This is a genomic window from Nitrospirillum iridis (assembly GCF_014205765.1).
Lineage (GTDB): Bacteria > Pseudomonadota > Alphaproteobacteria > Azospirillales > Azospirillaceae > Nitrospirillum > Nitrospirillum iridis.
This window is the reverse complement of the sequence record NZ_JACIIZ010000004.1, coordinates 1-24312: the sequence shown is the minus strand read 5'-3', so window position 1 is coordinate 24312 and position 24312 is coordinate 1. Positions and strand designations below refer to the sequence as shown.

The 24312-nt window shown below is 68.2% G+C and carries 18 protein-coding genes; 8 read left to right on the top strand and 10 right to left on the bottom strand.

What is annotated here, in order from left to right:
• The first annotated feature begins 84 nt into the window (after positions 1–84).
• From FHS74_RS07735 to FHS74_RS07710, 6 genes are all read left to right on the top strand, one after another.
• Positions 85–1548, top strand: coding sequence for an MFS transporter (locus FHS74_RS07735; RefSeq protein WP_184799175.1), 1464 nt, complete (start codon positions 85–87; stop codon positions 1546–1548).
• A gap of 110 nt (positions 1549–1658) precedes the next feature.
• Positions 1659–3380 carry a flavin monoamine oxidase family protein gene (locus FHS74_RS07730; RefSeq protein WP_184799174.1) on the top strand — a complete coding sequence of 574 codons (1722 nt, stop codon included), beginning with the start codon at positions 1659–1661 and terminating at the stop codon, positions 3378–3380.
• Between the two features lie 82 nt (positions 3381–3462).
• Positions 3463–5181: an alpha-keto acid decarboxylase family protein gene (locus FHS74_RS07725; RefSeq protein WP_184799171.1), complete on the top strand. Its 1719-nt coding sequence runs from the start codon at positions 3463–3465 to the stop codon at positions 5179–5181.
• Between the two features lie 199 nt (positions 5182–5380).
• Positions 5381–6769: a glycoside hydrolase family 53 protein gene (locus FHS74_RS07720; protein ID WP_184799169.1), complete on the top strand. Its 1389-nt coding sequence runs from the start codon at positions 5381–5383 to the stop codon at positions 6767–6769.
• Positions 6769–9174, top strand: coding sequence for a glycoside hydrolase family 2 TIM barrel-domain containing protein (locus tag FHS74_RS07715; protein WP_184799167.1), 2406 nt, complete (start codon positions 6769–6771; stop codon positions 9172–9174). The genes FHS74_RS07720 and FHS74_RS07715 overlap by 1 nt, the downstream gene beginning before the upstream one ends.
• A gap of 30 nt (positions 9175–9204) precedes the next feature.
• A complete protein-coding gene (locus tag FHS74_RS07710; RefSeq protein WP_211106178.1) occupies positions 9205–9543 on the top strand; it encodes an NIPSNAP family protein in 339 nt (112 codons plus the stop codon).
• Between the two features lie 189 nt (positions 9544–9732).
• Here the strand turns inward: FHS74_RS07710 and FHS74_RS07705 are convergent, their stop codons facing one another.
• The 10 genes from FHS74_RS07705 to FHS74_RS07660 form a co-directional block, all read right to left on the bottom strand.
• Positions 9733–12354: a TonB-dependent receptor gene (locus tag FHS74_RS07705; protein ID WP_211106177.1), complete on the bottom strand. Its 2622-nt coding sequence runs from the start codon at positions 12352–12354 to the stop codon at positions 9733–9735.
• 366 nt (positions 12355–12720) lie between these two features.
• On the bottom strand, positions 12721–13770 hold the full coding sequence (locus tag FHS74_RS07700) for a substrate-binding domain-containing protein (RefSeq protein ID WP_211106176.1): 1050 nt from the start codon (positions 13768–13770) through the stop codon (positions 12721–12723).
• Positions 13771–13823: 53 nt separating this feature from the next.
• Positions 13824–14801, bottom strand: coding sequence for an NAD-dependent epimerase/dehydratase family protein (locus tag FHS74_RS07695; RefSeq protein ID WP_184799165.1), 978 nt, complete (start codon positions 14799–14801; stop codon positions 13824–13826).
• A 124-nt stretch (positions 14802–14925) separates the two neighbouring features.
• The gene (locus FHS74_RS07690) at positions 14926–15927 is read right to left on the bottom strand and encodes a fumarylacetoacetate hydrolase family protein (protein ID WP_184799163.1); all 1002 of its coding nucleotides are present in this window, start codon (positions 15925–15927) and stop codon (positions 14926–14928) included.
• Positions 15928–15958: 31 nt separating this feature from the next.
• Positions 15959–16726 carry an SDR family NAD(P)-dependent oxidoreductase gene (locus tag FHS74_RS07685; RefSeq protein WP_184799161.1) on the bottom strand — a complete coding sequence of 256 codons (768 nt, stop codon included), beginning with the start codon at positions 16724–16726 and terminating at the stop codon, positions 15959–15961.
• Between the two features lie 3 nt (positions 16727–16729).
• Positions 16730–18070 (bottom strand): histidinol dehydrogenase, encoded by a 1341-nt coding sequence (gene hisD / locus FHS74_RS07680; RefSeq protein ID WP_184799160.1) that lies wholly within the window; start codon positions 18068–18070, stop codon positions 16730–16732.
• 269 nt (positions 18071–18339) lie between these two features.
• Complete coding sequence (gene alkB / locus FHS74_RS07675; RefSeq protein ID WP_184799158.1) at positions 18340–18993, bottom strand: DNA oxidative demethylase AlkB; 654 nt, start codon at positions 18991–18993, stop codon at positions 18340–18342.
• Between the two features lie 4 nt (positions 18994–18997).
• Complete coding sequence (locus FHS74_RS07670) at positions 18998–19747, bottom strand: DUF72 domain-containing protein (RefSeq protein ID WP_184799156.1); 750 nt, start codon at positions 19745–19747, stop codon at positions 18998–19000.
• A gap of 184 nt (positions 19748–19931) precedes the next feature.
• A complete protein-coding gene (gene fghA / locus FHS74_RS07665; protein WP_184799154.1) occupies positions 19932–20780 on the bottom strand; it encodes an S-formylglutathione hydrolase in 849 nt (282 codons plus the stop codon).
• 212 nt (positions 20781–20992) lie between these two features.
• Positions 20993–22102 (bottom strand): S-(hydroxymethyl)glutathione dehydrogenase/class III alcohol dehydrogenase, encoded by a 1110-nt coding sequence (locus tag FHS74_RS07660; protein WP_184799152.1) that lies wholly within the window; start codon positions 22100–22102, stop codon positions 20993–20995.
• A gap of 200 nt (positions 22103–22302) precedes the next feature.
• Here FHS74_RS07660 and FHS74_RS07655 point away from each other — a divergent pair, with 200 nt between their 5' ends.
• Positions 22303–23250: a LysR family transcriptional regulator gene (locus FHS74_RS07655; RefSeq protein ID WP_184799150.1), complete on the top strand. Its 948-nt coding sequence runs from the start codon at positions 22303–22305 to the stop codon at positions 23248–23250.
• Positions 23244–24236 (top strand): LysR family transcriptional regulator, encoded by a 993-nt coding sequence (locus tag FHS74_RS07650; RefSeq protein ID WP_184799148.1) that lies wholly within the window; start codon positions 23244–23246, stop codon positions 24234–24236. Before FHS74_RS07655 ends, FHS74_RS07650 begins: the two co-directional genes overlap by 7 nt.
• The last annotated feature ends 76 nt before the right edge of the window (positions 24237–24312 follow it).

The following is a 24312-nucleotide window of genomic DNA, read 5'->3' as shown; positions in this document are numbered from 1 at the left end:
ATGCCCCGCCTTTGCGCGGGACGGGGACCGGGGTGAGCGGCCATAGTCGCCCCGGCCCCCTTCCCCCGCACCGTCAGCCGGCCCATGCCCGACACACTCCCCGCCCGCCCCCGCACCGCCTGGCAGAGCCGCGCCGTCACCTATCTGGTCGCCGGCGCCTTTTTCATGGAGTTGCTGGACGGCACGGTCATCGCCACCGCCATGCCGCAGATGGCGCGATCCTTCGGCGTGGCGCCGGTGGACATGAACATCGGCATGACCGCCTACCTGCTGGCGCTGGCCGTCTTCATCCCCATCAGCGGCTGGGTGGCCGACCGGTTGGGGCCGCGCACCGTCTTCGGCGGCGCCATCGCCCTGTTCACCCTATCCTCCCTGCTCTGCGCGCTGAGCCCCGGCCTGTGGAGTTTCACCGCCGCCCGCGTGCTGCAAGGCCTGGGCGGCGCCGCCATGGTGCCGGTGGGACGCCTGATCATCCTGCGCATCACCGAGAAGAAGGACCTGATGCGGGCCCTGGGCACCACGGTCTGGCCCGGGCTGGTGGCCCCGGTGCTGGGCCCGCCCCTGGGCGGCCTGCTGGTGACCTACGCCTCCTGGCCCTGGATCTTCTTCCTGAACCTGCCCTTGGGGCTGATCGCCCTGGCCCTGACCATCGCCTGGGTTCCCAATGACCGGCCGGCCGGGGCGCGCCCCTTGGACGTCACCGGCTTCCTGCTGTCAGGCGGCGCGCTGGTGGCGCTGGTCTACGGTCTGGACACGCTGGGCCAGGGGGCGGCGACAGCGGGGCAGGCCTTGGGTGGCATCGCCCTGGGCCTGGCGCTGGCGGCCCTGACCGTGCGCCACTGCCGCCGCCATCCCCAGCCACTGTTCCGCCTGGATGCGCTGCGCCTGCCCACCTATGCCGTCACCGTCTGGGGCGGATCGGTGCAGCGGGTGGCCATCGGCACCGTTCCCTTCCTGACGCCCTTGCTGTTCCAGACGGTGCTGGGGATGAGCGCCGTCACCGCGGGGTCCCTGGTGCTGTGGATCTTCGCCGGCAACCTGCTGATGAAACTGGTGACGAACCAGGTGCTGCGCCGCTTCGGCTTCCGCCGGGTGCTGGTGGTCAACGGCACGGCGGTCGCGCTGTCGCTGGCGGCCTGCGCCCTGTTCACGGTCGACACGCCCAAGGCGGTGATCGCCGCCCTGCTGTTCCTGGGCGGCGCCTTCCGGTCCATGCAGTTCACCAGCCTGGGCACCATCCAGTTCGCCGACGTGCCCCAGAACGAGGTGTCGGCCGCCAACACCCTGGCCGCCATGCTGGGGCAGCTGACATCGGGCCTGGGCGTGGTGGCCGGGGCGCTGGCGCTGAACCTGGGCGCCTTCATCCGGGGTCACGCCCAGGGCAGCCCCGACCTCATCGACTTTCGCAACGCCTTCCTGGTGATGGGCGCCCTGGTCCTGGTCAGCCTGGCCGACGCCTGGAAACTGGCCCCCGACGCCGGACAGGCGGTCAGCGGCCACCAGCGGATCCCGGGATCCAAAACCATCAGGAATGATCACAAAGATTAAATTTGCGCGTTAATGAAGCGTTTATTAACATTGCACGCGTATAACGAGTATCTTCCCCAACGGTTCGCCGGCGCGCAACGACAGCCGGCGCCCTTGGGGAGAATGATCCGATGAGCAAAATCCTGGACGTGGCGGTGATCGGCGGCGGCGTCGCCGGCACCTACTGCGCATGGCGCCTGACCGGGCCGCAGGGCCTGACCGCGGACGGCGGGGCCGACAAGCGCGTGGCCCTGTTCGAATACAGCGATCGCATCGGCGGCCGGCTTTACACCAAGACGTTTCCCGGCATGCCCAATGTGGCGGCGGAGCTGGGCGGCATGCGCTACATCATCCCGGAGAAGGACGACCCCACCTCCAACCAGCCCATGGTCAGCAACCTGATCGAGGCCCTGGATCTGCCCAGCCACGTCTTCCTCATGGGCAATCCCGAACCGGGGGCGGATGGCAAGCCCATCGGCGAGAAAGAGAACATCCTGTACCTGCGGGGCAAGCACCTGCTGGTGAAGCAGCAGTCCGACCCCGCCCAGGTGCCCTACAACCTCAGCTGGAACGAGCGGGGCAAGACGGTGAACGACCTGCAGGTCTTCGCCATGAACCTGCTGGTGCCCAACAACCAGAACCTCTCGCTGGAACAGTGGATGGACACCAAGGTCTACGGCCACCCGCTGTACACCTATGGCTTCTGGAACCTGATGTCGCAGACGCTGAGTTCCGAGGCCTACCAGTTCATGAAGGACGCCGGCGGCTATGACGCCAACGTCGCCAACGCCAACGCCGTGGCCCAATTGCCGGCCACGGAATACGCCAACACCGACGGCTTCCGCGCCATCACCGGCGGCTATCAGCGCCTACCCCTGACCCTGGCGCGGCAGGCGGCCGAGCAGGGCGCCCAGATCCACATGAACCGGCGCCTGGCCAAGATCGAGAAGGGCGCCGACGGCCTCTACAAGCTGACCTTCATCGTCACCGAGACCCGCCTGGTCGACACCACCTTCGGCGGCGTGCATGAGGAGACCAAGGACAAGGACGGGGCGCCGCCCGAAATCGTCCACGCCCGCGACATCATCCTGGGCCTGCCCCGCCGCTCGCTGGAATTGATCGACTGGGAAGGCTGGGAACAGAAAGAGGTCAAGGAGATGCTGTCCAGCGTCCTGATCCAGGACGCCTTCAAGCTGCTGCTGGCCTATGACTATCCCTGGTGGCGGGCGATGAACCTGGTCGCCGGCCGTTCCATCACCGACCTGCCCGTCCGCCAGGTCTATTATTTCGGGACGGAGGAGGACCAACCGGGCGGGGAGAAGGGCAACACCCGGTCGCTGATGATGGCGTCATACAACGACATCACCACCGTGCCCTTCTGGAAGGGCCTGGAGCATGGCCCGCCCTTCGTCGGTCGCCGTCCCAAGGACGTGCAGCCCCTGGCCAAGGAGGAGGCCGGCGCCACCGGCGACGACCAGCGCGTCGTGCCCCTGGCCGACTGTGTCGCCACCGACGCCATGGTGGCCAGCGCCCACCAGCAGATCCTGGAGGTGCACGGCCTGGTGGACGTGGATAAGCCCTATTCCGCCATCTATCAGGATTGGTCGGGCGACCCCTACGGCGGCGGCTGGCACGAATGGAAGGCCGGCTTCCGCTACAACCTGCTGATGCCCAAGATCCGTCAGCCGCTGGCGGCGGAGAAGGTCTACATCTGTGGCGAGGCCTATTCCAACAACCAGGGCTGGGTGGAAGGCTGCCTGCAAACGGCCGAACACGTCCTGCGCGACAAGTTCAAGCTGCCATGGCCAACATATCTGACCGGCCTGCCGCCGGAAAAGGTCCTCGGCCCCTGACCCCATGGCGCACCGGGGCCGCCGGCGCCACGCCCGCGGCCCCTTTCCCCTGCCCGCCCTCTCCATCCGGGAGCATCAAGCCATGAGCCCGTTGCCCGATCATTTCACCGTCAGCGACTATCTGATCCAGCGCCTGTATGAGGTGGGCCTGCGCGACGTCTTCACCGTGCCCGGCGACTATGTCGCCCGCTGGTTCGACTATATCGACGACAAGGCCCGCAATCCCGACACGCCCCTGACCCGCATCGGCTGCCGGTCGGAACTGGAGGCCGGGTACGCCGCCGACGCCTACACCCGCCTGCGCGGCGTGGGCTGCGCCGCCGTCACCTATGGTGTCGGCGCCTTTTCCCTGGTCAACCCGGTGGCGGGCTCCTATGTGGAGCGGTTGCCGGTGGTGGCCATTTCCGGTAGCCCGGGCACGTCATCCACCGACCGGCCCTTCGCCCGCACCTACAAGATCCTGCTGCATCACGCCACCGGCAACTATCGCGCCGACCGCGACGCCTACCAGCACATCACCGTGGCGGCGGAGATCATCCGCGACGCCGCCCACGCCCCGGCGGAGATCGACCGCGCCCTGGGCCTGGCGCTGGCCCACAAGCGGCCGATCTATCTGGAGTTCTGGCGCAACCTGTGGGACGCGGAATGCGCCCGGCCGCAAGGCGCCCTGGCCGTCCCGAAGCTGGCCACCGACCAGGCAGCGGTGACCCAGGCCGCAGCGGCGGCGGCATCCGCCATCAAGGCCGCAAAGCAGCCCCTGTTCTGGGCCGGCATCGAACTGCAGCGCTTCGGCCTGCAGGACGCCTTCAAGGCCCTGCGCGACCAGACGGGCCTGCCCTACGTCACCAGCCTGCTGGCCAAGAGCGTGCTGCCGGAAACGGCGGAGGGCTTCGTCGGTACCTATACCGGCCCGTCGTCGGACTATACGACATACCAGACGGTGGGCTCGGCCGACCTGCTGCTGGTGACGGGCGACCTGCTCACCGACGACTATGAGGGCATCGTCGAGGCGGACTTCGACACCATGATCGTCGCCTATGACGACACGGTGCGCATCGGTGCCGCCACCTACAGCGCGGTGCCGCTGGCGGCCTTCCTGACGGCCCTGGCCGACGCGCTGAAGGACCAGCCGGCACGGGAGCCCTGGGCCACCAAGGGCCCCGCCACCATCGACCCGGACTACAAGCCCTTCCCGCCGGAGCTTGTCACCTACGCCCGTTTCTTCCAGCGCATGGAGACCTGGGTGGACGCTGACATGACCCTGGTGCCGGACGAAAGCAGCAGCATGTATGTCAGCTGCAACATCCCGGTGAACCGGGCCAACGGCTTCGTCAGCCAGGCGGCCTGGGGGGCCATCGGCTATGCCTCGGCCGCTGGCTTCGGCCTGTCGGTGGCCGATCCCAACGCCCGGCCGGTGGTCTTCGCCGGCGACGGCGGCTTCCAGATGGTGGCGCAGACGGTGTCCAGCATGGCGCATTACGGCCGCAACCCGGTCGTCTTCGTCATGGAGAACGCCATCTATGGCATCGAGCAGGCGCTGACCAACTCCGCCACCTATACCGATGACGAACCCTTCAACGCCTATAACAAGATCCCCAAGTGGGACTATGCGGCGTTCGCCCGCGCCCTGGGCGCAAAGGCCGCCCGTGTCTCGACGCTGGAGCATCTGGATACGGTGCTGGCCGAGGTGAAGGCGGACCGGGAGAGCGTCTGGCTGGTGCAGGTGGTGCTGCCGGAACGCGACATCCCCTCGGAAATCCTGCGGTTGGCCACCAATACCCCGCCGACGCCGGGGGAGTGACGACACGGCGCGTTGGGACGGGGCGGGCAGCGATGTCCGCCCCGTTTCCGTTGGGGTGCCACGGCGATTGACAGGACGAACTTATTTATATGATAAAAAGGCGTCCCCTGAGCGGGATGCCCGCGCCCCGTGCCGGGCCTTAGAAGAATGAGCACCCCTGGGAGGGGGGTTCCCAAGCCCGGAAGTGAGGCTGTTCGCCATGCGCCTGTCCCGCCTGATCCCTGCCGCCCTGGCGGTCGCCCTGTCGTCGTCCGCGGCGATGGCGGCACCGCCGCCGCCGCAGGGGCCCTATCTGGGCGCCGACCTGTCCTTCGCCAATGAGATGGCCGATTGCGGCGCCGTCTACACCGATGGCGGGGAGGCAGCCAACCCCTTTCAAATCCTGCGCCGCCATGGCGGCAACCTGGCCCGCATCCGCCTGTGGAACAACCCCGACTGGACGACCTACAGCACACTGGCGGACGTGAAGAAAAGCATCCGCCAGGCGCATGAGGCCGGCCTGCGGGTGCTGCTGGATTTCCACTATTCCGACGATTGGGCGGATGGCGACAACCAGGTGATCCCCAAGGCCTGGGCGGGGCTGGACCAGGCGCATCTGGAACAGGCGCTGCACGACTTCACCCGCGACACCCTGGCGACGCTGGCGGCCGAGGGCCTGGCCCCGGACATGGTGCAGGTGGGCAACGAGACCAACGGCGACATCCTGCGGGCGGCGAAGACCGAGGGCAAACCCATCCAGTGGGCCCGTAACGCCGGACTGCTGAACGCCGGCATCCGGGCGGTGCGGGAGGCGGCGGCGGCCACCGGCCACCCCATCCGCATCATGCTGCACGTCGCCCAGCCGGAGAACCTGGAGGCCTGGTTCGCCGACGCGGAGGCCGCCGGCGTCACCGACTTCGACATCATCGGCTTCAGCTATTACCGCAAATGGTCCCGCCAGCCGATGGCGGTGATGGGGCGCACCGTGAACCGCATGGCCACCCGCTTCGACAAGCAGGTGCTGCTGGTGGAGACGGCCTACCCCTGGACGCTGGAGCCCAGCAGCGCCTCCCCCAGCGTATTGGGCGAGGATAGCCTGGACGCCGCCTATCCCGCCTCGCCGGCCGGACAGCGGGCCTATCTGATCGACGTGACGCGCACGGTCATCGAGAATGGCGGCATCGGCATGGTCTACTGGGCGCCGGACTGGGTCTCCACCCGATGCCGCACCCGGTGGGGCCAGGGCAGCACCTGGGGCAACGCCGCCTTGTTCGCCTATGACGCCCAACACGCGGCGCTGCCGGGACTGGACTATCTGGGCCAGCGCTATCCGGCCCCGGTGCCCGTCACCCTGCGGTTCACCGTGCCGCCGGGGGCCAAGCCCTATTTTTGGGCGGAAAACCTGGACAATGGCGATGGCGCCTTTCCGGTGCGGAACAACGGCGGCGCCGTTGAGATCCACACCACCGTCCAGGCCGACATGCCGCTGCGTTTCCAGCTGTTCGACGGACCCGACCTGTCTAAGCCCCTGCTGGCCGGCGGCCGCGACGGTCTGGTCGAGCGCGCCGTGGCCCAACCCGCCACCATCGAGATGAAAGCCCGCCCCTGATGCGCCTGCCCGCCCCGTTCCGCGCCCCCTGTCGCGCCCGATTCCGCCTGGGCGCCCTGCTGGCCGCCACCGCCTCCGCCCTCGCCCTGTCCGCAGGCGCCGCCGATCTGCCCTTCGCCGATCTGCCCTTCAACGATGACTGGCGGTTCCATCGGGTGGAAAGCGGGGGCCCCTTGGGGCATGAGGCCCTGCCCCTGGCGGGCTGGAGTTGGGAGGCGGTGCGCCTGCCCCACACCACGAAGGTGGAGGCCCGCATCGTCCAGGCCGACGGCAAGGCCCAGTGGCAGGGCGACGCCTTCTATGTGAAGCGCTTCAGGACCAAGCCGGCCTGGGCGGGCCAGCGGGTGACCCTGCGGTTCGAGGCGGCGATGAACGTGGCCGACGTCTGGCTGAACGGCCGGCACCTGACCACCCATCTGGGCGGCTTCCTGCCCTTCACCCTGGACCTGACGGACGGGTTGAAGCCGGACGACGAGAACGAGGTGGTGGTGCACCTGGACAACCGCGACAACGCGGTGACCGGCCCGAAGCCACTGAAGGATTTGGATTTCAATACCTATGGCGGCCTGTACCGCGGCGCCACCCTCAGTGTCCGGCCCCCCTTGCACATCAGCGATGAGATGCTGGCCGGCCATGTGGCTGGCGGCGGCATCGTCGTGCGTCAGACGCGGGTGGACCACGACCGCGCCGACCTGACGGTGACGACGGAGGTGCGCAACGACGGCCCCGCCGCCCGGCGCTTCACCCTCACCCAGCGCCTGCTGCGCGACGGCAAGGCGGTAACGCAAGTGAGGAGCAAGCCCATCACCCTGGAGGCCGGCGCGGCGCTGTCGCTGCCCCAGGAACTGACGGTGGCCCAGCCCCATCTATGGTCCCTGGACGACCCCGCCCTCTATGATCTGGAGACGGCGGTGGCGGCCGACGACGAAACCGTGGACAGCCGCCGCACCCGCATCGGCCTGCGCGACATCGTCATGACCAGGGACGGCCTGTGGCTGAATGGCGCCAAGACCTTCCTGCGCGGCGTCAACCGCCACCAGGAATACCCCTATGTCGGCTATGCCCTGTCACCGGAAGCCAGCCGGCGTGAGGCCCGCCTGATCAAGGCGGCCGGCTTCGACTATATCCGCCTGTCGCATTACCCCCAGGACCCGGCCTTCCTGGACGCGGCGGACGAAGTGGGCCTGCTGGTGCTGGATGGCATCCCCGGCTGGCAGTATGCGCCCCAGGACCCCGCCTTCGCCGCCCAGGTGGTGCGCACCTGCCGCGACATGATCCGCCGCGACCGCAACCATCCCTCCGTGCTGGCCTGGGAATGCTCCCTCAACGAATCCCCCATGGCCGACAGCCTGGTGGACGCGCTGCACGCCGCCGTGCACGAGGAATTGCCGGGCCCGGGGGTCTATTCCGCCGGCTGGATGCCGCGCGCCTATGATGTCTACCTTCAGGCCCGCCAGCACCGCCTGCCGGAGACGGGCAAGGAGGCGCCGGCCGCGGCACCGGACAAGCCCCTGATCGTCTCGGAATATGGCGACTGGGAATATTACGCCATGAACGCCGGCTTCCAGCAGGGCCGATGGGGTGACCTGCTACCGCAGGAGCGCAGCAGCCGCCAGGACCTGGGCGGTCCGGAAAAGGGCCTGCTGCAACAGGCGACCAATGTGCAGGAGGCCCACAACGACAATCTGGCCCTGCCCGCCGTGGGCGACGGCTATTGGGCCATGTTCGATTACAACCGCGGCTACGCCCCGGACCTGGAAACCTCAGGCGTCCACAGCATCGACCGGCTGCCCAAGGAGGCCGCCTTCTTCTTCATGAGCCAGCGCGACATGAAGGCCGACAGCACCGGCGCCCTGGTCCATGTCGCCACCCGCTGGACCGCAGACAGCAGCCCGTCCGTGCGGGTGTTCAGCAACGCGGAGGCGGTGGAACTGCGCCTGAACGGCCGGCTGATCGCCCGCCAGGCGCCGGACCGGGATCGCCTATCCACCCATCTGCGCCACCCGCCCTTCACGTTCAAACTGGATCGTTTCGAGGCCGGAACGCTGGAGGCCGTGGCCTATGTCGGCGATCGCGCCGTGGCCCGCCAGCAGGTCCGCACCCCCGGTGCCGCCCATCACCTGGACCTGTCGCTGGACACCCAAGGCGTGGCGCCCGCCACCGGCCACAACGACGTGCTGTTCGTCCGCGCCCGCCTGGTGGACGCGAACGGCACCACGGTGCCCACTACGGGCACCGACATCCACCTGGCGTCGTCCGGCGACATCGCCCTGATGAGCCCCGACCATGTGCAGACGGAGGCCGGCACCGCCAGCTTCCTCATCCGCATCGGCGACAGCCTGACGGGCGCCACCATCACGGCGGATGGTGCCGGCCTGGCGGCGGTGAGCATGCCCGTTCGGTGAGGCTGGACACCGGGGGCACTGGGGCGAAGTATGGCGCGTGTTCCCCAGGCCAGGAGTTATCGCGTGATCACCTGCCACATCCGCTATGTTCTCGATCCCTACAAGCTGGCGGCGTTCGAGGAATACGCCCGCCTATGGATCCCGTTGGTGAACCGTATGGGCGGCACCCACCATGGCTATTTCCTGCCGTCGGAAGGGGCGAACAACATCGCGGTGGCGCTGTTCAGTTTCCCCAGCCTGGCCGCTTACGAAGAGTACCGCCGCCAATCGGCCGAGGACCCCGATTGCCAGGCCGCCTTCGCGCTGGAGGCGGGCAATCGCAGCATCCTGAGCTATGAGCGCAGCTTCATGCGCCCGGTGCTGGACTGAAGACCACGTCACCGCCACCCCAGCCTTCCCCTCTATCGCCGGCGGCGTTTAACCGGAACCACAGCCGGCTATAGATGAGTCTATCCACGAGCAGCCCCACGGCGCTGGCGAACAAAAAAACGGCCGGGGCGGTGAGAAGCCCCGGCCGGGAGGGAGTAGAGAGAAGCGGAACGGTGAGCGGGAAAAAACTCAGTACTTGAACGTCACGTCGAAGGAGTAGCGCTGGCCATACTTCTCATACCGGGCCAGGCGGTCCGGCATGTTGTCGAAGTAGAGGCGCAGCGGTTCGTTCGTCAGGTTGTTGACCTGGAAGCGGAAGCCCAAATTGTCGTTCAGCTGATAGGCGGCGCTGAAGTCCAGCGTGCTCTCCGCCTCCAGCGTCGTCAGCTGGGTGGCGTCCCAGCCGTAAATGGTGGTGAAGCGGCTGTGGTACTTGTAGCCCAGCCGCGCCTCGATGCCGGCATGGTTGTACCAGAGGTCCACCGTCGCCGTGTGCTTGGCCAGGCCGTTGGCCGCCAGCGGGTTGTTCACCGGCGCGTACTCATGAACATTGCTGTCGACATAGGCATAGTTGGAGTAGATGCCGAAGTTCTGGAAGGCTTCGGGCAGGAAGAAGAACGGCGTCTGGAAGGTCAGCTCCGTGCCGCGGATGAAGCCGCCGCTGCCATTGAACGGGCTGATCATCTGATAGGCGACGCCGTTGATGACCTGGGTGTCGGTCTTGTAACCGACATTGCTGTCCAGGAACTTGTAGTAGCCGGCGACGGCGACCAGCGCCTCCGGCCGGAAGTACCATTCGTAGGACAGGTCGACCTGCTTGGCCTTGTAGGGCTGCAGTTTCGGGTTGCCGCCGCTGCCGGTGGGGGTGTTGCCGGTGGTGTCGAGGCTGCGGCTGGCGCGCAGCTCATCCAGCGGCGGGCGGGAAATGGCCTGCGACAGGCCCAGGCGCAGGGTCTGGTCCGGGGCCAGCTGGAAGTTCATGTTCAGGCTGGGCAACGGCTCGGTATAGCTGTTATCGACGCTGACCGGGCTGTAGGGGCCGCCATTGACCGACTGGAAGGCGCCGCTGTCGGTGTCCACATGGATGACCCGCACGCCGACATTGCCGCTGACCGGCACGCCGAACAGCGCGGTGTCATAGCGCAGCTTGGCGTAGCCCTCCTCCGTCTTCTCGTTGACATGCCACTTCTGCGACAGGTCCTGCGTCGCCAGGCTACTGTTCAGACCACCCAGGGTCTGCTTGACCAGGCTGTCGAAGTCGCCGTCCAGCAGCGCCGGCATGGTGTAGCCCGGCACGGTGAAGGTGCTGAGCATGCTGGCGGGGATGGTGGTGCTGGTCGGGCTCTGCGTCCAGTTGTAGGCGCTGTACCATTTGGTGCGGTTGGCGACGCGGACGCCGAAATCCAACGACCTCAGCACACTGCTGTCGATGTCCCGGCTGACGTCCAGGCGGCCGGCGCCCAGGCTGTCACGCAGGTGGTCCGGGCCAGTGTTGTTGCCCTGGGCCACCGACAGCTGGCCATTGGCCAGCGGGCTGCCGACGACCGACAGCGACGGCGTCACGCCGGAGCGGAAGTCGAAGGTGCTGGTGACCGGGCTGGTGCTGTCGATGTACAGCGCGTTCCAGACGTTGTCGCGGCTGGCGTAGCTATAGGAGACGTCCCCCGTGACCGTCCACTTGTCCGCCGTCCACTTGACGTTGGTGCCGGTGTTGAAGACGGAGTTGTCCTGGTCGTAGCGGGCGATGACGTTGCGCAGATAGTTCCAGGCAACCGTGCCACCGGCGACGTCGCCGTTCTCATACTTGACGTTGCTGTAGTTGCCGGCGTTGGAATTGTCCCAGTTGCCCCAGTTCTGGAACCATTGCTGGTTCTGGTTCTCGACGATGTGGAACTTGGAATAGAAGGCGTCGATCTTGATTTCCAGGCTGTCGGTGGGCCGCAGTTGCAGCACGCCCAACGCGCCCTTGCGCAGCTCGTCGATGCGGGTGACGGCGGTCTGGGCGCCCCACGGCGTGGGGTCCTTGACGCCATCGCCGTTCAGGTCGCCGGCATCGGCGCCGGAGTTGTAGCCCCAGCCCTGGATGGAGGCGTAGCCGTTCTTCTGCTGCTGCACCGTGCCGCCCAGCGCGAAGGCCACCTTGTCGTTGATCTTGCCGACATAGGTGGCGCTGCCGCGATAGCCCACCGGGCTGTAGCTGGGCAGATCGGCGGCGGCACCGTAGTAGACGGCGCCGAAACGGCCGACGAACTGGGGCCCGGTGTAATCCAGCGGCTGGATGGTCTGAAGGTTGACCGTGCCGGCGATGCCACCGGCGATCAGGTCGGCGGACTGCGCCTTGTAGACCTGCACCCCGGTCAGCAGTTCCGACGGATACTGTTCATAACGGATATTGCGGTCAGGCTCGCTGGACGCGACCTCACGCCCGTCGACCGTGCCGAAGGCCAGGCGCGGACCCAGGCCACGGATGACCGCCTGGCTTTCATTGCCGCGGTCGCGGGTGCCGTTCATGCCGGGCAGGCGCACCAGCGCCTCCGCGATGGTGACGTCCGGCAACTGGCCGATATCCTTGGCGGAGATGGCCTCCGACACCACGTCGGTGCTGCGCTTCTGATCAAGCGCGTCGCGCAGGCTGGCGCGCAGGCCGGTGACGACGATTTCCTGCAAATCATCGTTGGCGGCCGCGCTCTGCGCCCGGGCGGCACCGGGGGCGAGCAGGGCGGCCAACGCGCACAGGGCCACGGCGCTGACGCCGCCGCGCATGCGGGCGCTGTATGGACGGAAATGGACTCTCTGGATTTGCTTCTGCATATCCCTCCCCCTTTTGCGTTCTTTTGGCGGGTCCTGTCCGGACCACCTTTGGTGAGCGCGGGTGTTTCCCCTTCGCCCCCGTCAGGTGACGGCGCCACTCCTCCGGCCCGGACCAAACCGCGAAAAGGCGGATGGGGATACGAGCCGTCGGACGGGCAAACCGTCGCGTGATGTTTTTATCATATTAATAGTCTTAATCATCGTCAAGGCTTCCGTCACAGAAAATTCCATGCGGATTTGCGCGCTTGCGCGGGACGGTCGCAGGAAAGGGCGCCACCGCCCGCGACGCTGTGCGCGGGCGGTGGCAGGCCTGTCGGCGAAACGAATGAAGGGTGCTGAATCGTGTTGGAAAATCAGGCCTATGGCTCAAGCCCGGGGCTTGGGGCCCCGGCTACTGCCGCGAATGATCAGCCCACCCTCCACAACCGCGCGCACCGGCTCGCCCTGGGGATTGGCCATCTGGTCCAGGACGGCGCGGACGACGATCGGCACCATACGGTCGATGGGCTGGGAATATGTCGTGAGGTCGAAGCTGGACCACGCGGCGGCGCCCACATTGTCGAAGCCGACGATGGACAGATCCTGGCCCGGGACCAGGCCAAACTCGAACCGCGCCGCCTCCAGCCCCGCCAGGGCCATGTGGTCGTTGGCGTAGAAGATGGCGTCCGGCGCCTGGCCGCTGGCCAGCAGGGCGCGGGTGGCCAGTTTGGCGGCGGCGAAGTCGTAATGTCCGACGGCGCGGACGACCTGGAAGCCCTGGGGCTCCAACACGGCGCGGAACGCCGCCTCGCGGTCGCGGCTGGTGGAGGAGCTTTCCAGCCCGGCGACATAGCCAAAGCGACGGTGCCCCATGGCCAGCAGATAGTTGGCGATGGCCCGGGGGCCCGCCTCATTGTCACCGGTGACGCTGGACACCGCCGGGCTGTCCGTCTTGCGGTTCAGCAACAGCACCGGAATGCCGGCGGCCCGGCATTCGTCGGCGAAATGGGAGGACAGCATGACCGAGGCCAGGATGACCGCGTCCACCCGATAGTTCAGCATGTCCTCCACCACCGGCTCGTCACCGCCAGGGGCGCCGCCGGGGGGATTGGTGAACAGCAGCAGGCGGTAGCCTTCCGCCTGGAAGGCGTAGGACAGCGCCTGCAGCAGCTGGGGATAGAACTGGTTTTCCAGATAGCCGACCACCACGCCGATGGTCTTGGACTGCCGGGTGATCAGGGAGCGGGCGATGTTGTTGGGGCGGTAGCCCAGTTCCGTCGCCGCCTTCAGGATGCGCTGGCGGGTGGCCGGGGCGATGCTGGCGCCTTCGGTGAAGGCCCGCGACACGGCGGACTGGGATACCCCCGCCCGCGTCGCGACATCATAGGCGGTGGGCAGCGCCACCCCCTCGAACCCCCGACCTGGCTGCTTCGCCACGCTGCCCCCAACGCCGTTCCGCCGGGGCCCGATCCCCGGTCGCGGCCCCGACCTTATAGGGTTGCCAGCGCGGATTCCACCAGGGCGTCCACCGTCCCGTCGTGGCGGAAGCCCGCCGCGTCGGCCGCCGGCGTCTCCAATGGCGGATGGGCACCGAACGCGGCTTCCAGTCCGGCATCAGGCGCATAGCTCACCAGGGCGGGGTCAGCCCCGGCCAGGCGGGCGATCGCCCCCACCAGGGACTCCATCGAAAAGCACAGGGCCGGAAGGGTGACGGCCCCGCCCGCCGGCATCAGGCCGGACTCCATCACGGCGGCGTGCACAAGGTTGTCGACGCAGCGATCCAGCGACATGGCCCAGATGGTGGCCGCCGGCGAGACTGGACAGGTGTAGGGCCGCCGCGCCACCAGGGCGTGGAACACGTCGCTCATGAAGGCGGACTTAAGGCCGGTGGCGCCGCCCGGCCGGGCCAGGATGCCGGACAAGCGGATGGCCACGGGATCCACCAGGCCCCGGCGGCGATAGTCGGCCAGCGCCAGTTCGACCATCAGCTTGTGCGCGCCATAGGTCATGGCGGGCCGCAGGGGGGTCGCGTCGTCCACCGTCGCCGGCATGGGGTGGCCCAGCACGGCGATGGTGCTGGTGTAGACCACGCGCGGGGGGGGCGCCGCGGCATCCTTGGCCGCGGCGAACGCCTCCACCAAGTCCAGGGTGCCATCCAGGTTCACCTTGCGCGACAGGCCGGGGTCACGGGCCGCCGCCCCGCCCGGCAGGGCCGCCAGATGGAACAGCACATCGGCGCCCCCCGCCACCAGCCGGGCGCGCACGTCGGCATCCGACAGATCGCCCGCCACCCGCACGACGCGGGCGTCATCGAAGGCGGCCAATTCCGGGTCGGCCAGTTCCAGGTCGGCCAGCACCAGCCGCGTCACCGGCCGGCCGTTCAGCCCCCCATTCGGTCCCGGGGACAACAGCCGGTGGGCGAGGTGCCGGCCGACGAAGCCGCCGGCGCCGGTCAGGATGATCCTCATGGGGCGTGTCTTTCCTGCTTAGGTCTTCTGGGCCGGCCACGATAGCCCGCCCCCGCCGGCGCGCATAAGCGATAGGGCGGAGGCGTGGTATTGACGGCATCGAACGGTCGGGGGCGCCCAACGGTCAGGGTGTCGCAGCCCCTTGCGCCGGCACCACCCGCTGTTCGATGCTCCCAAACACCGAACGGCCATCGGCGTCCAGCACCTCGATCTTCACGGTGTCGCCGAACTTCATGAACGGGGTTTTGGGCGCCCCCTCCTGAATGATCTCGAACCCCCGCCGCTCGGTGATGCAGGCGGAGCCCACGACATCCGGCTGGCCTTCCGAGGTGGTGCCGAAACCCACGATGGTGCCGGCGCGCAAACGGCGGGTGCGGGCGGCGTGGGTCAGCAGCTGGGCGTAGCGGTAGTCCATCGCCCCGCCGCTGGGCCGGCCGAACGGCTGGCCGTTCCAGGCCGTCAGCACGCGCAGGTCGATGATGCCGTCCCGCCAGGCGCCGCCCAGCTCGTCCGGCGTCACCGCCACCGGCGCGAAGGCCGTGGACGGCTTGGAGTGGATGAGGCCGAAGCCGCGCTTCATCTCCCATGGTTGCAGGGCGCGCAGGCTCCAGTCATTGGCCAGCAGCACCAGCTTCACGGAATCCCGGGCCGTGGCCTCATCGGCGCCCATCGGGACGTCGCCCACCACGATGGCGAACTCCGCCTCGAAATCGATGCCGTCCTCGTCACTGGCGAAAGGCGCGTCGCCGTGGGGCGGCAGGAAATCATCCGACCCGCCCTGGTACATGATGGGGATGACGTCCGCCTGGGGAATGGGCGGGATGTTGAAAGCCCGGTCCAGCAAGCGACCGTGCGCCAGGTAGGAGGAACCGTCCAGCCATTGATACGCGCGCGGGAGAGGCGATTCCGCCAGCACCGGGTCGAAGGGGAAGGTCCCGTCCAGGTCGCCCGCGTTCAGCGCGTCATAGAGGGAGGCCAGGCGGGGAGCCACCGCGTCCCAGCGATCCAGCGCCGCCTGCAGGGTGGGAACGATGGTGGTGGCGTCGGCGGCGCGGGCAAGGTCGCGCGACACCACCAGAAGGCGGCCGTCACGGCTGTCCGCCGACGAATAGGTTGCGAGCTTCATGGATATGCTCCTTCTGGAACGGCGGACACGCTCAATCGGCGGTCCAGCCGCCATCGATCACCATCGAGGTGCCGGTCATGAGGGAGGAGGCGTCGGAGGCCAGGAAGACCACCGCCCCCATCAGGTCCTCCACCCGACCCAGGCGCCCCAGCTTGATCTTGGCCAGCACGCTGGCCAGGAAGTCCGGGTTCTCAAAGAAGGGCCGGGTCAGGGGCGTCTCGATGAAGGTGGGGCAGATGGTGTTGCTGCGGATGCCGTGGGGGGCGAGGTCCAGCGCCATGGCCTTGTTCAGGCCCTCCAGCCCCCATTTCGAGGCGCAGTAGAGCGTGCGGTTGGGCCCGCCCACATGCCCCATCTGCGAGGACATGTGGATCAACGACCCGCCCCGGCCGGCCGCGACCATGCCCTCCGCCACCGCCTGGGCCACGAAGAAGGCCGCCCGCAGGTTCAGGCCCAGGACGGCGTCGTAGTCCTCCTCCGTCACCTGGGTGAAGGGCTTGGGCCGGTTGGTGCCGGCGTTGTTGACCAGGATGTCGACGGACGGGATGCCGGCCAGGGCGGCGCGGGTGCCCGGCGCGTCGCCCACATCCAGCGCCAGGGCCTCGGCCGACCCGCCCTCCTCCCGGATGGCGGCTGCCACGGCCTCGATCTCCGCCATGGAACGGGCGGAGACGATGACATGGGCGCCCGCCTGGGCCAGGGCGGCGGCGCAGGCGGCGCCGATGCCCCGGCCGCCGCCGGTGACCAAGGCGCGCTTGCCCTCCAGGGAAAACGCGGGCGTGCGCGGCAGGGTGACCATGGCTTACTCCGCCACCGACGCTTCGGACAGGGGAAGGGGCTGCGCCGCGCCGGCGTAGGGCACGTTGCGGTGCCCGTAGCGGCGCACGCGGATGTTGGCCTGCTCGCCATGGCCGGCGAAGCCCTCCAGCGCGCACAGGCGCGAACAATACTCACCCACCAGCGCGGAGGCCTCGTCCGTCAGCACCCGCTGATAGGTGCAGGTTTTGATGAACTTGCCCACCCACAGACCGCCGGTGTACCGGGCCGACTTCTTGGTCGGCAGGGTGTGATTGGTGCCGATGACCTTGTCGCCAAAGGAAACGTTGGTGCGCGGCCCGAGGAACAGGGCGCCGTAGTTGGTCATGTGGGTCAGGAAATAGTCCGGATCACGGGTCATGACCTGAACGTGTTCAGAGGCGATCTGATCGGCGATACGCACCATTTCCTCATCGCTGTCGGCCACGATGACCTCACCATAGCGCGCCCAGGCCTGACGCGCGATGTCGGCCGTGGGCAGGATACCCAATAGGCGCTCCACCTCCGCCATCGTCTCGCGCGCCAGCTTTTCCGAGGTGGTCAGCAGCACGGCCGGGCTGTCGGGGCCATGCTCCGCCTGGCCCAGCAGGTCGGTGGCGCACAGTTCGCCGTCCACCGTCTCATCGGCGATGACCAGGGTCTCCGTCGGGCCGGCGAACAGGTCGATGCCAACCCGGCCGAACAGCTGGCGCTTGGCCTCCGCCACATAGGCGTTGCCGGGACCGACCAGCATGTCCACCGGCGCGATGCTCTGCGTGCCCAGCGCCATGGCGCCCACCGCCTGGATGCCGCCCAGACAGTAAATCTCATCCGCCCCGGCCATGGCCTGGGCCGCGACAATGGCGGGCGCCGGCTTGCCGTGGAAGGGCGGGGCGCAGGTCACCACGCGCTTCACCCCCGCCACCTTGGCCGTCAGCACCGACATGTGCGCCGACGCCAGCAACGGGTACTTCCCACCCGGGACATAGCAGCCGGCGGCGTTGACGGGCACGTTCCTGTGACCCAGGACCACGCCCGGAATGGTCTCCACCTCCACATCCCGCAGCGCGTCGCGCTGGTGCTGGGCGAAGTTGCGCACCTGGGTTTGCGCGAATTCGATATCCTTGATGTCCTGCGGGGAAAGGCTGTCGATGCAGGCCTGGATTTCCGCGTCGGTCAGGCGATAGCTGTCGCGATCCCACCTGTCGAACTTGATCGAAAGGTCACGCACCGCGGCGTCGCCGCGCGCCTGGATGTCCGCCAGGATACCTTCCACCGCGTCCCGGACCTTGCGATCGGTCTCCGCGACCACGGCCGCGTCCGCGCCGCGCTTCAGCCATTGCGCCATCTTGATCCCCTCCCTTATCGCGGCCTGACCCCAGGCGGGCCCGCCGATGAATTCGAATGCGCCACTATATGCATGCGAATGCAGAACCCCGTCAAGACGTCTCGTGCACCCCACGCGCGGCCAAAAGCCAAAACACCGCCCATGTCAAAAAATGTCGGCTAACGCTTGAGCACAATCGCGGAGCCGACCATCTCGACCGACCTTGAATCCAGAATGAATTCGAATTCATACCTATGCAAATTATTGCCGTCTCGCCGCCGCCTGGGCGGCTACCAGGCGCGGCGCAGGGTCAGGTTGACCCGCCGCTTGCCGAGCAGCGGGTGCGTCCCGTCCTTCAGCGGCAGGACGCCGTGATGGAACAGACGGGCGGCCCCACCCCAGACGACGACGTCGCCATGCAGCAGCGTCACCCGGCGCACAGGGTCGGCCCGCTTCAGCCCACCGAACTGGAAGATCGCCGGCAGGCCCAGGGAGAGCGAGACGATGGGGTGGCCCTTGTCCCGCTCATCCCTGTCCTGGTGCAGGGTCAGACGCGCCCTGGGCTCGTAGCGGTTGATCAGGCAGGCGTCCGGCTGGAAGTCCCTGTAGCCCGCCGCCCCCGCCGCCGCCTGGGCCAGGTCGCCGAACGCCACCGGCAAGGGCGGCCAGGGCCGGCCCGTCAGCGGATCGTCGGGGGCATAGCGATAGCCGGCGCGGTCCGTGACCCAGCCGGCGGCGCCGCAATTGGTCATGGCGACCGACATTTCGAAGCCGCCGGGCGTCACCATGTGCCGGAAGGGCGCGGCGGCCGCGATCGCCTCCACCGCGGCCAGCAGCTCAACGGCGCGCGGCAGGGCCCAGCCGCGCAGCCGCACGGCGCCGGGCCCTATCTCCTCCCGCGTTGGCGGGGGCGGCGCCAACCCGGCCAGCAGGTCGCCCGTCATGATGTCAGGCCAGCCGCTCGATCAGCGCCATGGCGGCGGCGGGGTTGCGCACCTTGTGGCCGCTGATGACGTAGAGATAGACGTCCTTGCCCCCCGCTGCCCAGTCCTTGGCCTTCCGGGCCCAGGCGTCCAGGGCCGCCTCGCTGTAGCCCTTCTCGTGCCCCTCCGTCGTCCCCATGATGCGGGCGTAGGTGAACGGGGCGGTATCGACCTCGATCTCCGGATAGTCGCTGTCAGCGGCGTGGATGACGGCCACGCCGTGCTTCCGCGCCAGATCGGTGAACTCCGGCGCCCGGAAACTGTCGTGCCGCACCTCCACCGCGTGGCGCAGGGCGCGACCGCCCGCCGTGGCCGGCAGGGCCGCCAGGAAGGCGCCGAAATCCTCAGGATCGAACTTCTTGGTGGGCATGAACTGCCAATTGATGGGGCCCAGCTTGTCCTTCAGTTCCAGCAGGCCGCCGTCGATGAAGCGCTGCACCGACTCCGCCGCCTCCGCCAGCACGCGGCGGTTGGTGGTGAAGCGGGGGCCCTTGAGCGAGAAGACGAAGTCGTCCGGCGTCTCGTCATGCCATTTGGCGAAGCTCTCCGGCTTCTGGGAGCCGTAGTAGGTGCCATTGATCTCAATGGAGCTGAGCTTGCCGCTGGCATATTCCAGCTCGCGCTTCTGCGTCAGGCCGTCGGGGTAGAAGGTGCCCCGCCAAGGCTCATACGTCCAACCGCCGATGCCCACGCGGATGCGACCCTGCTTCGCCATCGAACGACCTCCCCTCCCATTTCCAAGGCCGATGATCCTGGCGGCTCCAGGCTCGCCCGGCCTCCCGTTTCCCGGCATCAAAGCCGGGCGGCCCGCCATAGGTGGGGCACGCCCGGCTTCCCGTCAACCGCCGGTCACGGCGACTGTCGGGTCGGCCAGGGAGGCCGCTGGAAAGGAAAGCGCCTTACGCCTTCAGACGCTCCGCGTGCCATTCCAGATGGTCGCGCATGAAGGTGGAGATGAAGTAGTAGGAGTGGTCATAGCCCTGCTGCAGCCGCAGGGTCAGGGGAATGCCGGCGTCGGCGCAGGCCTGGCGCAGCAGCTCCGGCCGCAGCTGGTTCTCCAGGAAATTATCAGCCGTCCCCTGGTCCACCAGCAGGTCGGGCACGCGGGCGCCACCCTCGATCAGGGCCACGGTGTCGTGCTGGCGCCAGGCGGCCGGGTTCTCTCCCAGATAGCCCGGCAGGGCCTTCTGCCCCCAGGGCACCTGGGTGGGCGCCACGATGGGCGCGAAGGCGGAGACGGACTTGAAGCGGCCGGGATGGCGCAACGCCACGGTCAAGGCACCGTGCCCGCCCATGGAATGGCCGGTGATGCCCTGGCGGTCCATGTCCACCGGGAAGTTGGCGGCCACCACCTCCGGCAGTTCCTTGGTCACGTAGGACCACATGCGGAAGTGCGGCGCCCACGGCGCCTCCGTCGCGTCGACATAGAAGCCCGCCCCCTGGCCCATGTCCCAGGCGGGATCATCGGCCACGCCCTCGCCGCGCGGGCTGGTGTCGGGGCAGACGATGATCAGGCCCAGCTCGGCCGCCGCCTGCCGGAACTCACCCTTGTCGGTCACGTTGGCATGGGTGCAGGTCAGGCCCGACAGGTACCAGACCACGGGCAGCTTGGCGCCGTCCCCCTCCATCGCCTGAGGCGGCAGGAAGACGCTGAACACCATGGGCGTGCCGGTCTCCGCCGAGGCATGGCGGTAGACGCCCTGGGTCCCGCCGTGGCTGCGGCTGGTCGATACGGTCTCATGGGTCATGGCTGGCTCCAGACAAAGTTGGTAACGGCGGCATGAGTCATGCCGCTGTAGGACGCGACCGCGTCCGCCGCAGCGTTTTGGGGAGCGTCAGCGGACTGAAACGCGAGGAAGCCAAGTCGCCGGATGGCGACGCCCGGCGTCTGAGGGGGCATTTCAAATGCCGCGTCACAGGACCGGGCGCGACGGCCGCGCCCGGTCCTGTGCGAGGATGATCAGTACACCACCACCGACCGGATGCTTTCGCCGGCGTGCATGAGATCGAAGCCCTTGTTGATCTCCTCCAGGCTGAGGGTGTGGGTGATCATCGGGTCGATCTGGATCTTGCCGTTCATGTACCAGTCGACGATCTTCGGCACGTCGGTCCGGCCCTTGGCGCCGCCGAAGGCGGAACCCTTCCACACGCGGCCCGTCACCAGCTGGAAGGGACGGGTGGAGATTTCCTTGCCAGCCTCGGCCACGCCGATGACGACGGACACGCCCCAGCCACGATGGCAGGCTTCCAGCGCCTGGCGCATCACCACGGTGTTGCCGGTGCAGTCGAAGGTGTAGTCGGCGCCGCCGTCGGTCAGGGCCACGAGGTGCTGGACGATATCGCCCTCGACCTTCTTGGGGTTCACGAAATGGGTCATGCCGAAACGGCGGCCCCATTCCTCCTTGCTGTCATTGATGTCGACGCCGACGATCTTGTCGGCGCCCACCATGCGGGCCCCCTGGATGACGTTCAGGCCGATGCCGCCCAGGCCGAAGATGATGACGTTGGATCCTGGTTCCACCTTCGCCGTCTTCACCACCGCGCCCACGCCCGTGGTCACGCCGCAGCCGATGTAGCAGGAGGTGTTGAAGGGCGCGTCATCCCGGATCTTGGCCAGCGCGATTTCCGGCAGCACCGTGAAGTTGGAGAAGGTGGAGCAGCCCATGTAATGGAAAATCGGCTGGCCCTTGTAGCTGAAGCGGCTGGTGCCGTCGGGCATCAGGCCCTTGCCCTGGGTGGCGCGGATGGCCGTGCACAGGTTGGTCTTGCCCGACAGGCAGGATTTACACTGGCGGCATTCCGGCGTGTACAGGGGGATGACATGGTCGCCCGGCTTCAGGCTGGTGACGCCCGGCCCCACCTCGCGCACGATGCCGGCGCCCTCATGGCCCAGGATGGACGGGAACAGCCCTTCGCTGTCCAGGCCATCCAGCGTGTAGGCATCGGTGTGGCAGATGCCCGTGGCCATGATCTCGACCAGAACCTCGCCCGTCTTCGGGCCTTCCAGGTCCACTTCCACGATCTCTAGCGGCTTCTTCGCCTCAAACGCCACGGCGGCACGGGTCTTCATGGGTGCGTTTCCTATCTGGTGCAGGATTGTCAGCCGGAATCCCCGCCCTTGAGGCGGCTCTTCCGGCCCGTGAGCCGCCACCTTACGACAGGCGGGGCGGCCCCGTCCGCGCGACTATAGTATCGATTTTCCTGGCAATGGCCGGCCCCAGTCGGCAAATGATTGTTGTTGGCAGGCAACAATCAAAGGGCGCCTTTGCGATGGCACGCTGGGACGGGATCGACGAGTTCATCGCCGTGGGGGAAACGGAAAGCTTCTCGCGCGCGGCCCGTCGGCTGGGCATCTCCACCTCGCACGTCAGCCGCGAGGTGGCGCGGCTGGAGGACAGGCTGCAGGTAAGGCTGCTGTACCGCACCACACGCCATGTCAGCCTGACCGACGCCGGCCGCGCCTTCCTCGACCGCTGCCGCCGCCTGGTGGATGAACGCGAGGACATGTACGCCGCCGTCAGCGAGCAGGATGGCGCGCCCAAGGGCCATCTGCGCCTCACCTGCTCCATCGCCTATGGCGAGCGCTACATCGTGCCGCTGGTCAACCGCTTCGCCGCCGACCACCCGCAGTTGGCCGTCACCATAGACCTCAGCAACCGGGTGGTGGATCTGGTGGGCGAAGGCTTCGACCTGGCGGTGCGCACCGGCAACCTGCACGACAGCCGGCTGATCGCCACCCGCCTGGCGTCACGCACCCGCCATCTTTGCGCCGCCCCCGCCTATCTCGCCCGCCACGGCATGCCGGAGAGCCTGGACGATCTGGCCCATCATCGCTGCCTGGTGGGCACGACCGAGGTGTGGCAGTTCCGCGCCGGCGGGCAGGACGTCGACATCCGGCCGCAGGGCAGCTGGCGTTGCAACAGCGGCCTGGCCGTGGTCGACGCCGCCCTGCAGGGCCTGGGCATCTGCCAACTGCCGGACTTCTACGTCGCCGATCACCTGGCGGCGGGGCGGCTGGTGCCCCTGCTGGACGGGCTGCGCCCCCCCGACGAGGGGGTCTGGGCCGTCTATCCCCACCGGCGCCACCTGTCGCCCAAGGTCAGCCTGCTGATCGAGTTCCTGCGCAACCAGCTGGAGGAGGGCGCCGCCGGCGACGACGACGCGCCACCCGATACGGTGGGCGCGCGGCGCGTCGGCACGGGGCTGCATTCATGCTGATCGAGAACCTCACCGACATCACCATCTTCATCCGCGTGGTCGCCACCGGCAGCCTGTCGGCGGCGGCGCGGGAACTGGACCTGTCGCTGGCGGTGGTGTCCAAGCGCCTGGCCCGGCTGGAGGAACGGCTGGGCGTGCGCCTGGCCAACCGCACCACCCGGCGCTTCAGCCTGACGGACGAGGGGGTGGAGTTCCACGAGCGCTGCGTGCGCATCGTCGCTGACCTGGAGGAGGCGCAGGATCTGGTGGCCAGCCGTCGGCGGACCGCCACCGGCCTGTTGCGGGTGACGGCCACCGCCGCCTTCGCCCGCCGCCACATCGCCCCCCGCCTGCCCCGCTTCCACGCCCAATACCCGGACGTGCGGGTGCACGTGCTGGTCACCGACACGGTGCTGGATCTGGTGGACGCCGGCATCGACGTCGCCATCCGCCAGGCGGCTCTGCCCGACAGCACCCTGATGGTGCGCCGGCTGGCACCCAACTACCGCGTCCCCTGCGCCGCGCCCAGCTATCTGGCCCAGCATGGGGAGCCAGAGACGCCCCAGGACCTGCTGCGCCACCACTGCATCGTTCTGGGCGATCCGCCCATGGCGACCTGGCGCTTCCAGTGCCGCGAAGCCGACGCGGATCCCATCGCCGTGGAAATCCGCCCCCTGATCCAGACCAACGACGGCGAGGTCGGGCTCGCCGCCGCGCTGGCCGGCTCCGGTATCGCGCTGAAATCCGTCTGGGACATCGGCGACGACCTGGCCGCCGGCCGCCTCAAGGGCCTGCTGCCCAAGTACCGCTCCCCCGCCCCGGCCATCCAGGCCGTCTACCCCGCCGGCCGCCACACCGCCGCCAAGCTGCGCGCTTTCCTGGATTTCCTGTCGGCGGAACTGAAGGCCGATCCGTGCTGGGCGGTGGCGAGTGAGCCGACGATTATTGGCACTGCCGCGAGAGACAAGGCAAGTGGCGGCTATCAGGGTGTGCTGAGAGAGTATTGACCTGACAGTCCCGGCCACACCGGCCCCCGCGGGGGCCGGTGTGGCCATGCCACCTCTGGTGGGGTTTGATGGAGTT

What these genes read in the sequence shown, in the direction of transcription:
- FHS74_RS07720 (WP_184799169.1), top strand. Translation starts at nt 5,381, where the DNA reads ATGCGCCTGTCCCGCCTGATCCCTGCCGCCCTGGCGGTCGCCCTGTCG.
- FHS74_RS07695 (WP_184799165.1), bottom strand. Translation starts at nt 14,801, where the DNA reads ATGAGGATCATCCTGACCGGCGCCGGCGGCTTCGTCGGCCGGCACCTC.
- fghA (WP_184799154.1), bottom strand. Translation starts at nt 20,780, where the DNA reads ATGACCCATGAGACCGTATCGACCAGCCGCAGCCACGGCGGGACCCAG.
- FHS74_RS07660 (WP_184799152.1), bottom strand. Translation starts at nt 22,102, where the DNA reads ATGAAGACCCGTGCCGCCGTGGCGTTTGAGGCGAAGAAGCCGCTAGAG.
- FHS74_RS07735 (WP_184799175.1), top strand. Translation starts at nt 85, where the DNA reads ATGCCCGACACACTCCCCGCCCGCCCCCGCACCGCCTGGCAGAGCCGC.
- FHS74_RS07650 (WP_184799148.1), top strand. Translation starts at nt 23,244, where the DNA reads ATGCTGATCGAGAACCTCACCGACATCACCATCTTCATCCGCGTGGTC.
- FHS74_RS07715 (WP_184799167.1), top strand. Translation starts at nt 6,769, where the DNA reads ATGCGCCTGCCCGCCCCGTTCCGCGCCCCCTGTCGCGCCCGATTCCGC.
- hisD (WP_184799160.1), bottom strand. Translation starts at nt 18,070, where the DNA reads ATGGCGCAATGGCTGAAGCGCGGCGCGGACGCGGCCGTGGTCGCGGAG.
- FHS74_RS07655 (WP_184799150.1), top strand. Translation starts at nt 22,303, where the DNA reads ATGGCACGCTGGGACGGGATCGACGAGTTCATCGCCGTGGGGGAAACG.
- FHS74_RS07685 (WP_184799161.1), bottom strand. Translation starts at nt 16,726, where the DNA reads ATGGTCACCCTGCCGCGCACGCCCGCGTTTTCCCTGGAGGGCAAGCGC.
- FHS74_RS07670 (WP_184799156.1), bottom strand. Translation starts at nt 19,747, where the DNA reads ATGGCGAAGCAGGGTCGCATCCGCGTGGGCATCGGCGGTTGGACGTAT.
- FHS74_RS07705 (WP_211106177.1), bottom strand. Translation starts at nt 12,354, where the DNA reads ATGCAGAAGCAAATCCAGAGAGTCCATTTCCGTCCATACAGCGCCCGC.
- FHS74_RS07690 (WP_184799163.1), bottom strand. Translation starts at nt 15,927, where the DNA reads ATGAAGCTCGCAACCTATTCGTCGGCGGACAGCCGTGACGGCCGCCTT.
- FHS74_RS07710 (WP_211106178.1), top strand. Translation starts at nt 9,205, where the DNA reads ATGGCGCGTGTTCCCCAGGCCAGGAGTTATCGCGTGATCACCTGCCAC.
- FHS74_RS07730 (WP_184799174.1), top strand. Translation starts at nt 1,659, where the DNA reads ATGAGCAAAATCCTGGACGTGGCGGTGATCGGCGGCGGCGTCGCCGGC.
- alkB (WP_184799158.1), bottom strand. Translation starts at nt 18,993, where the DNA reads ATGACGGGCGACCTGCTGGCCGGGTTGGCGCCGCCCCCGCCAACGCGG.
- FHS74_RS07725 (WP_184799171.1), top strand. Translation starts at nt 3,463, where the DNA reads ATGAGCCCGTTGCCCGATCATTTCACCGTCAGCGACTATCTGATCCAG.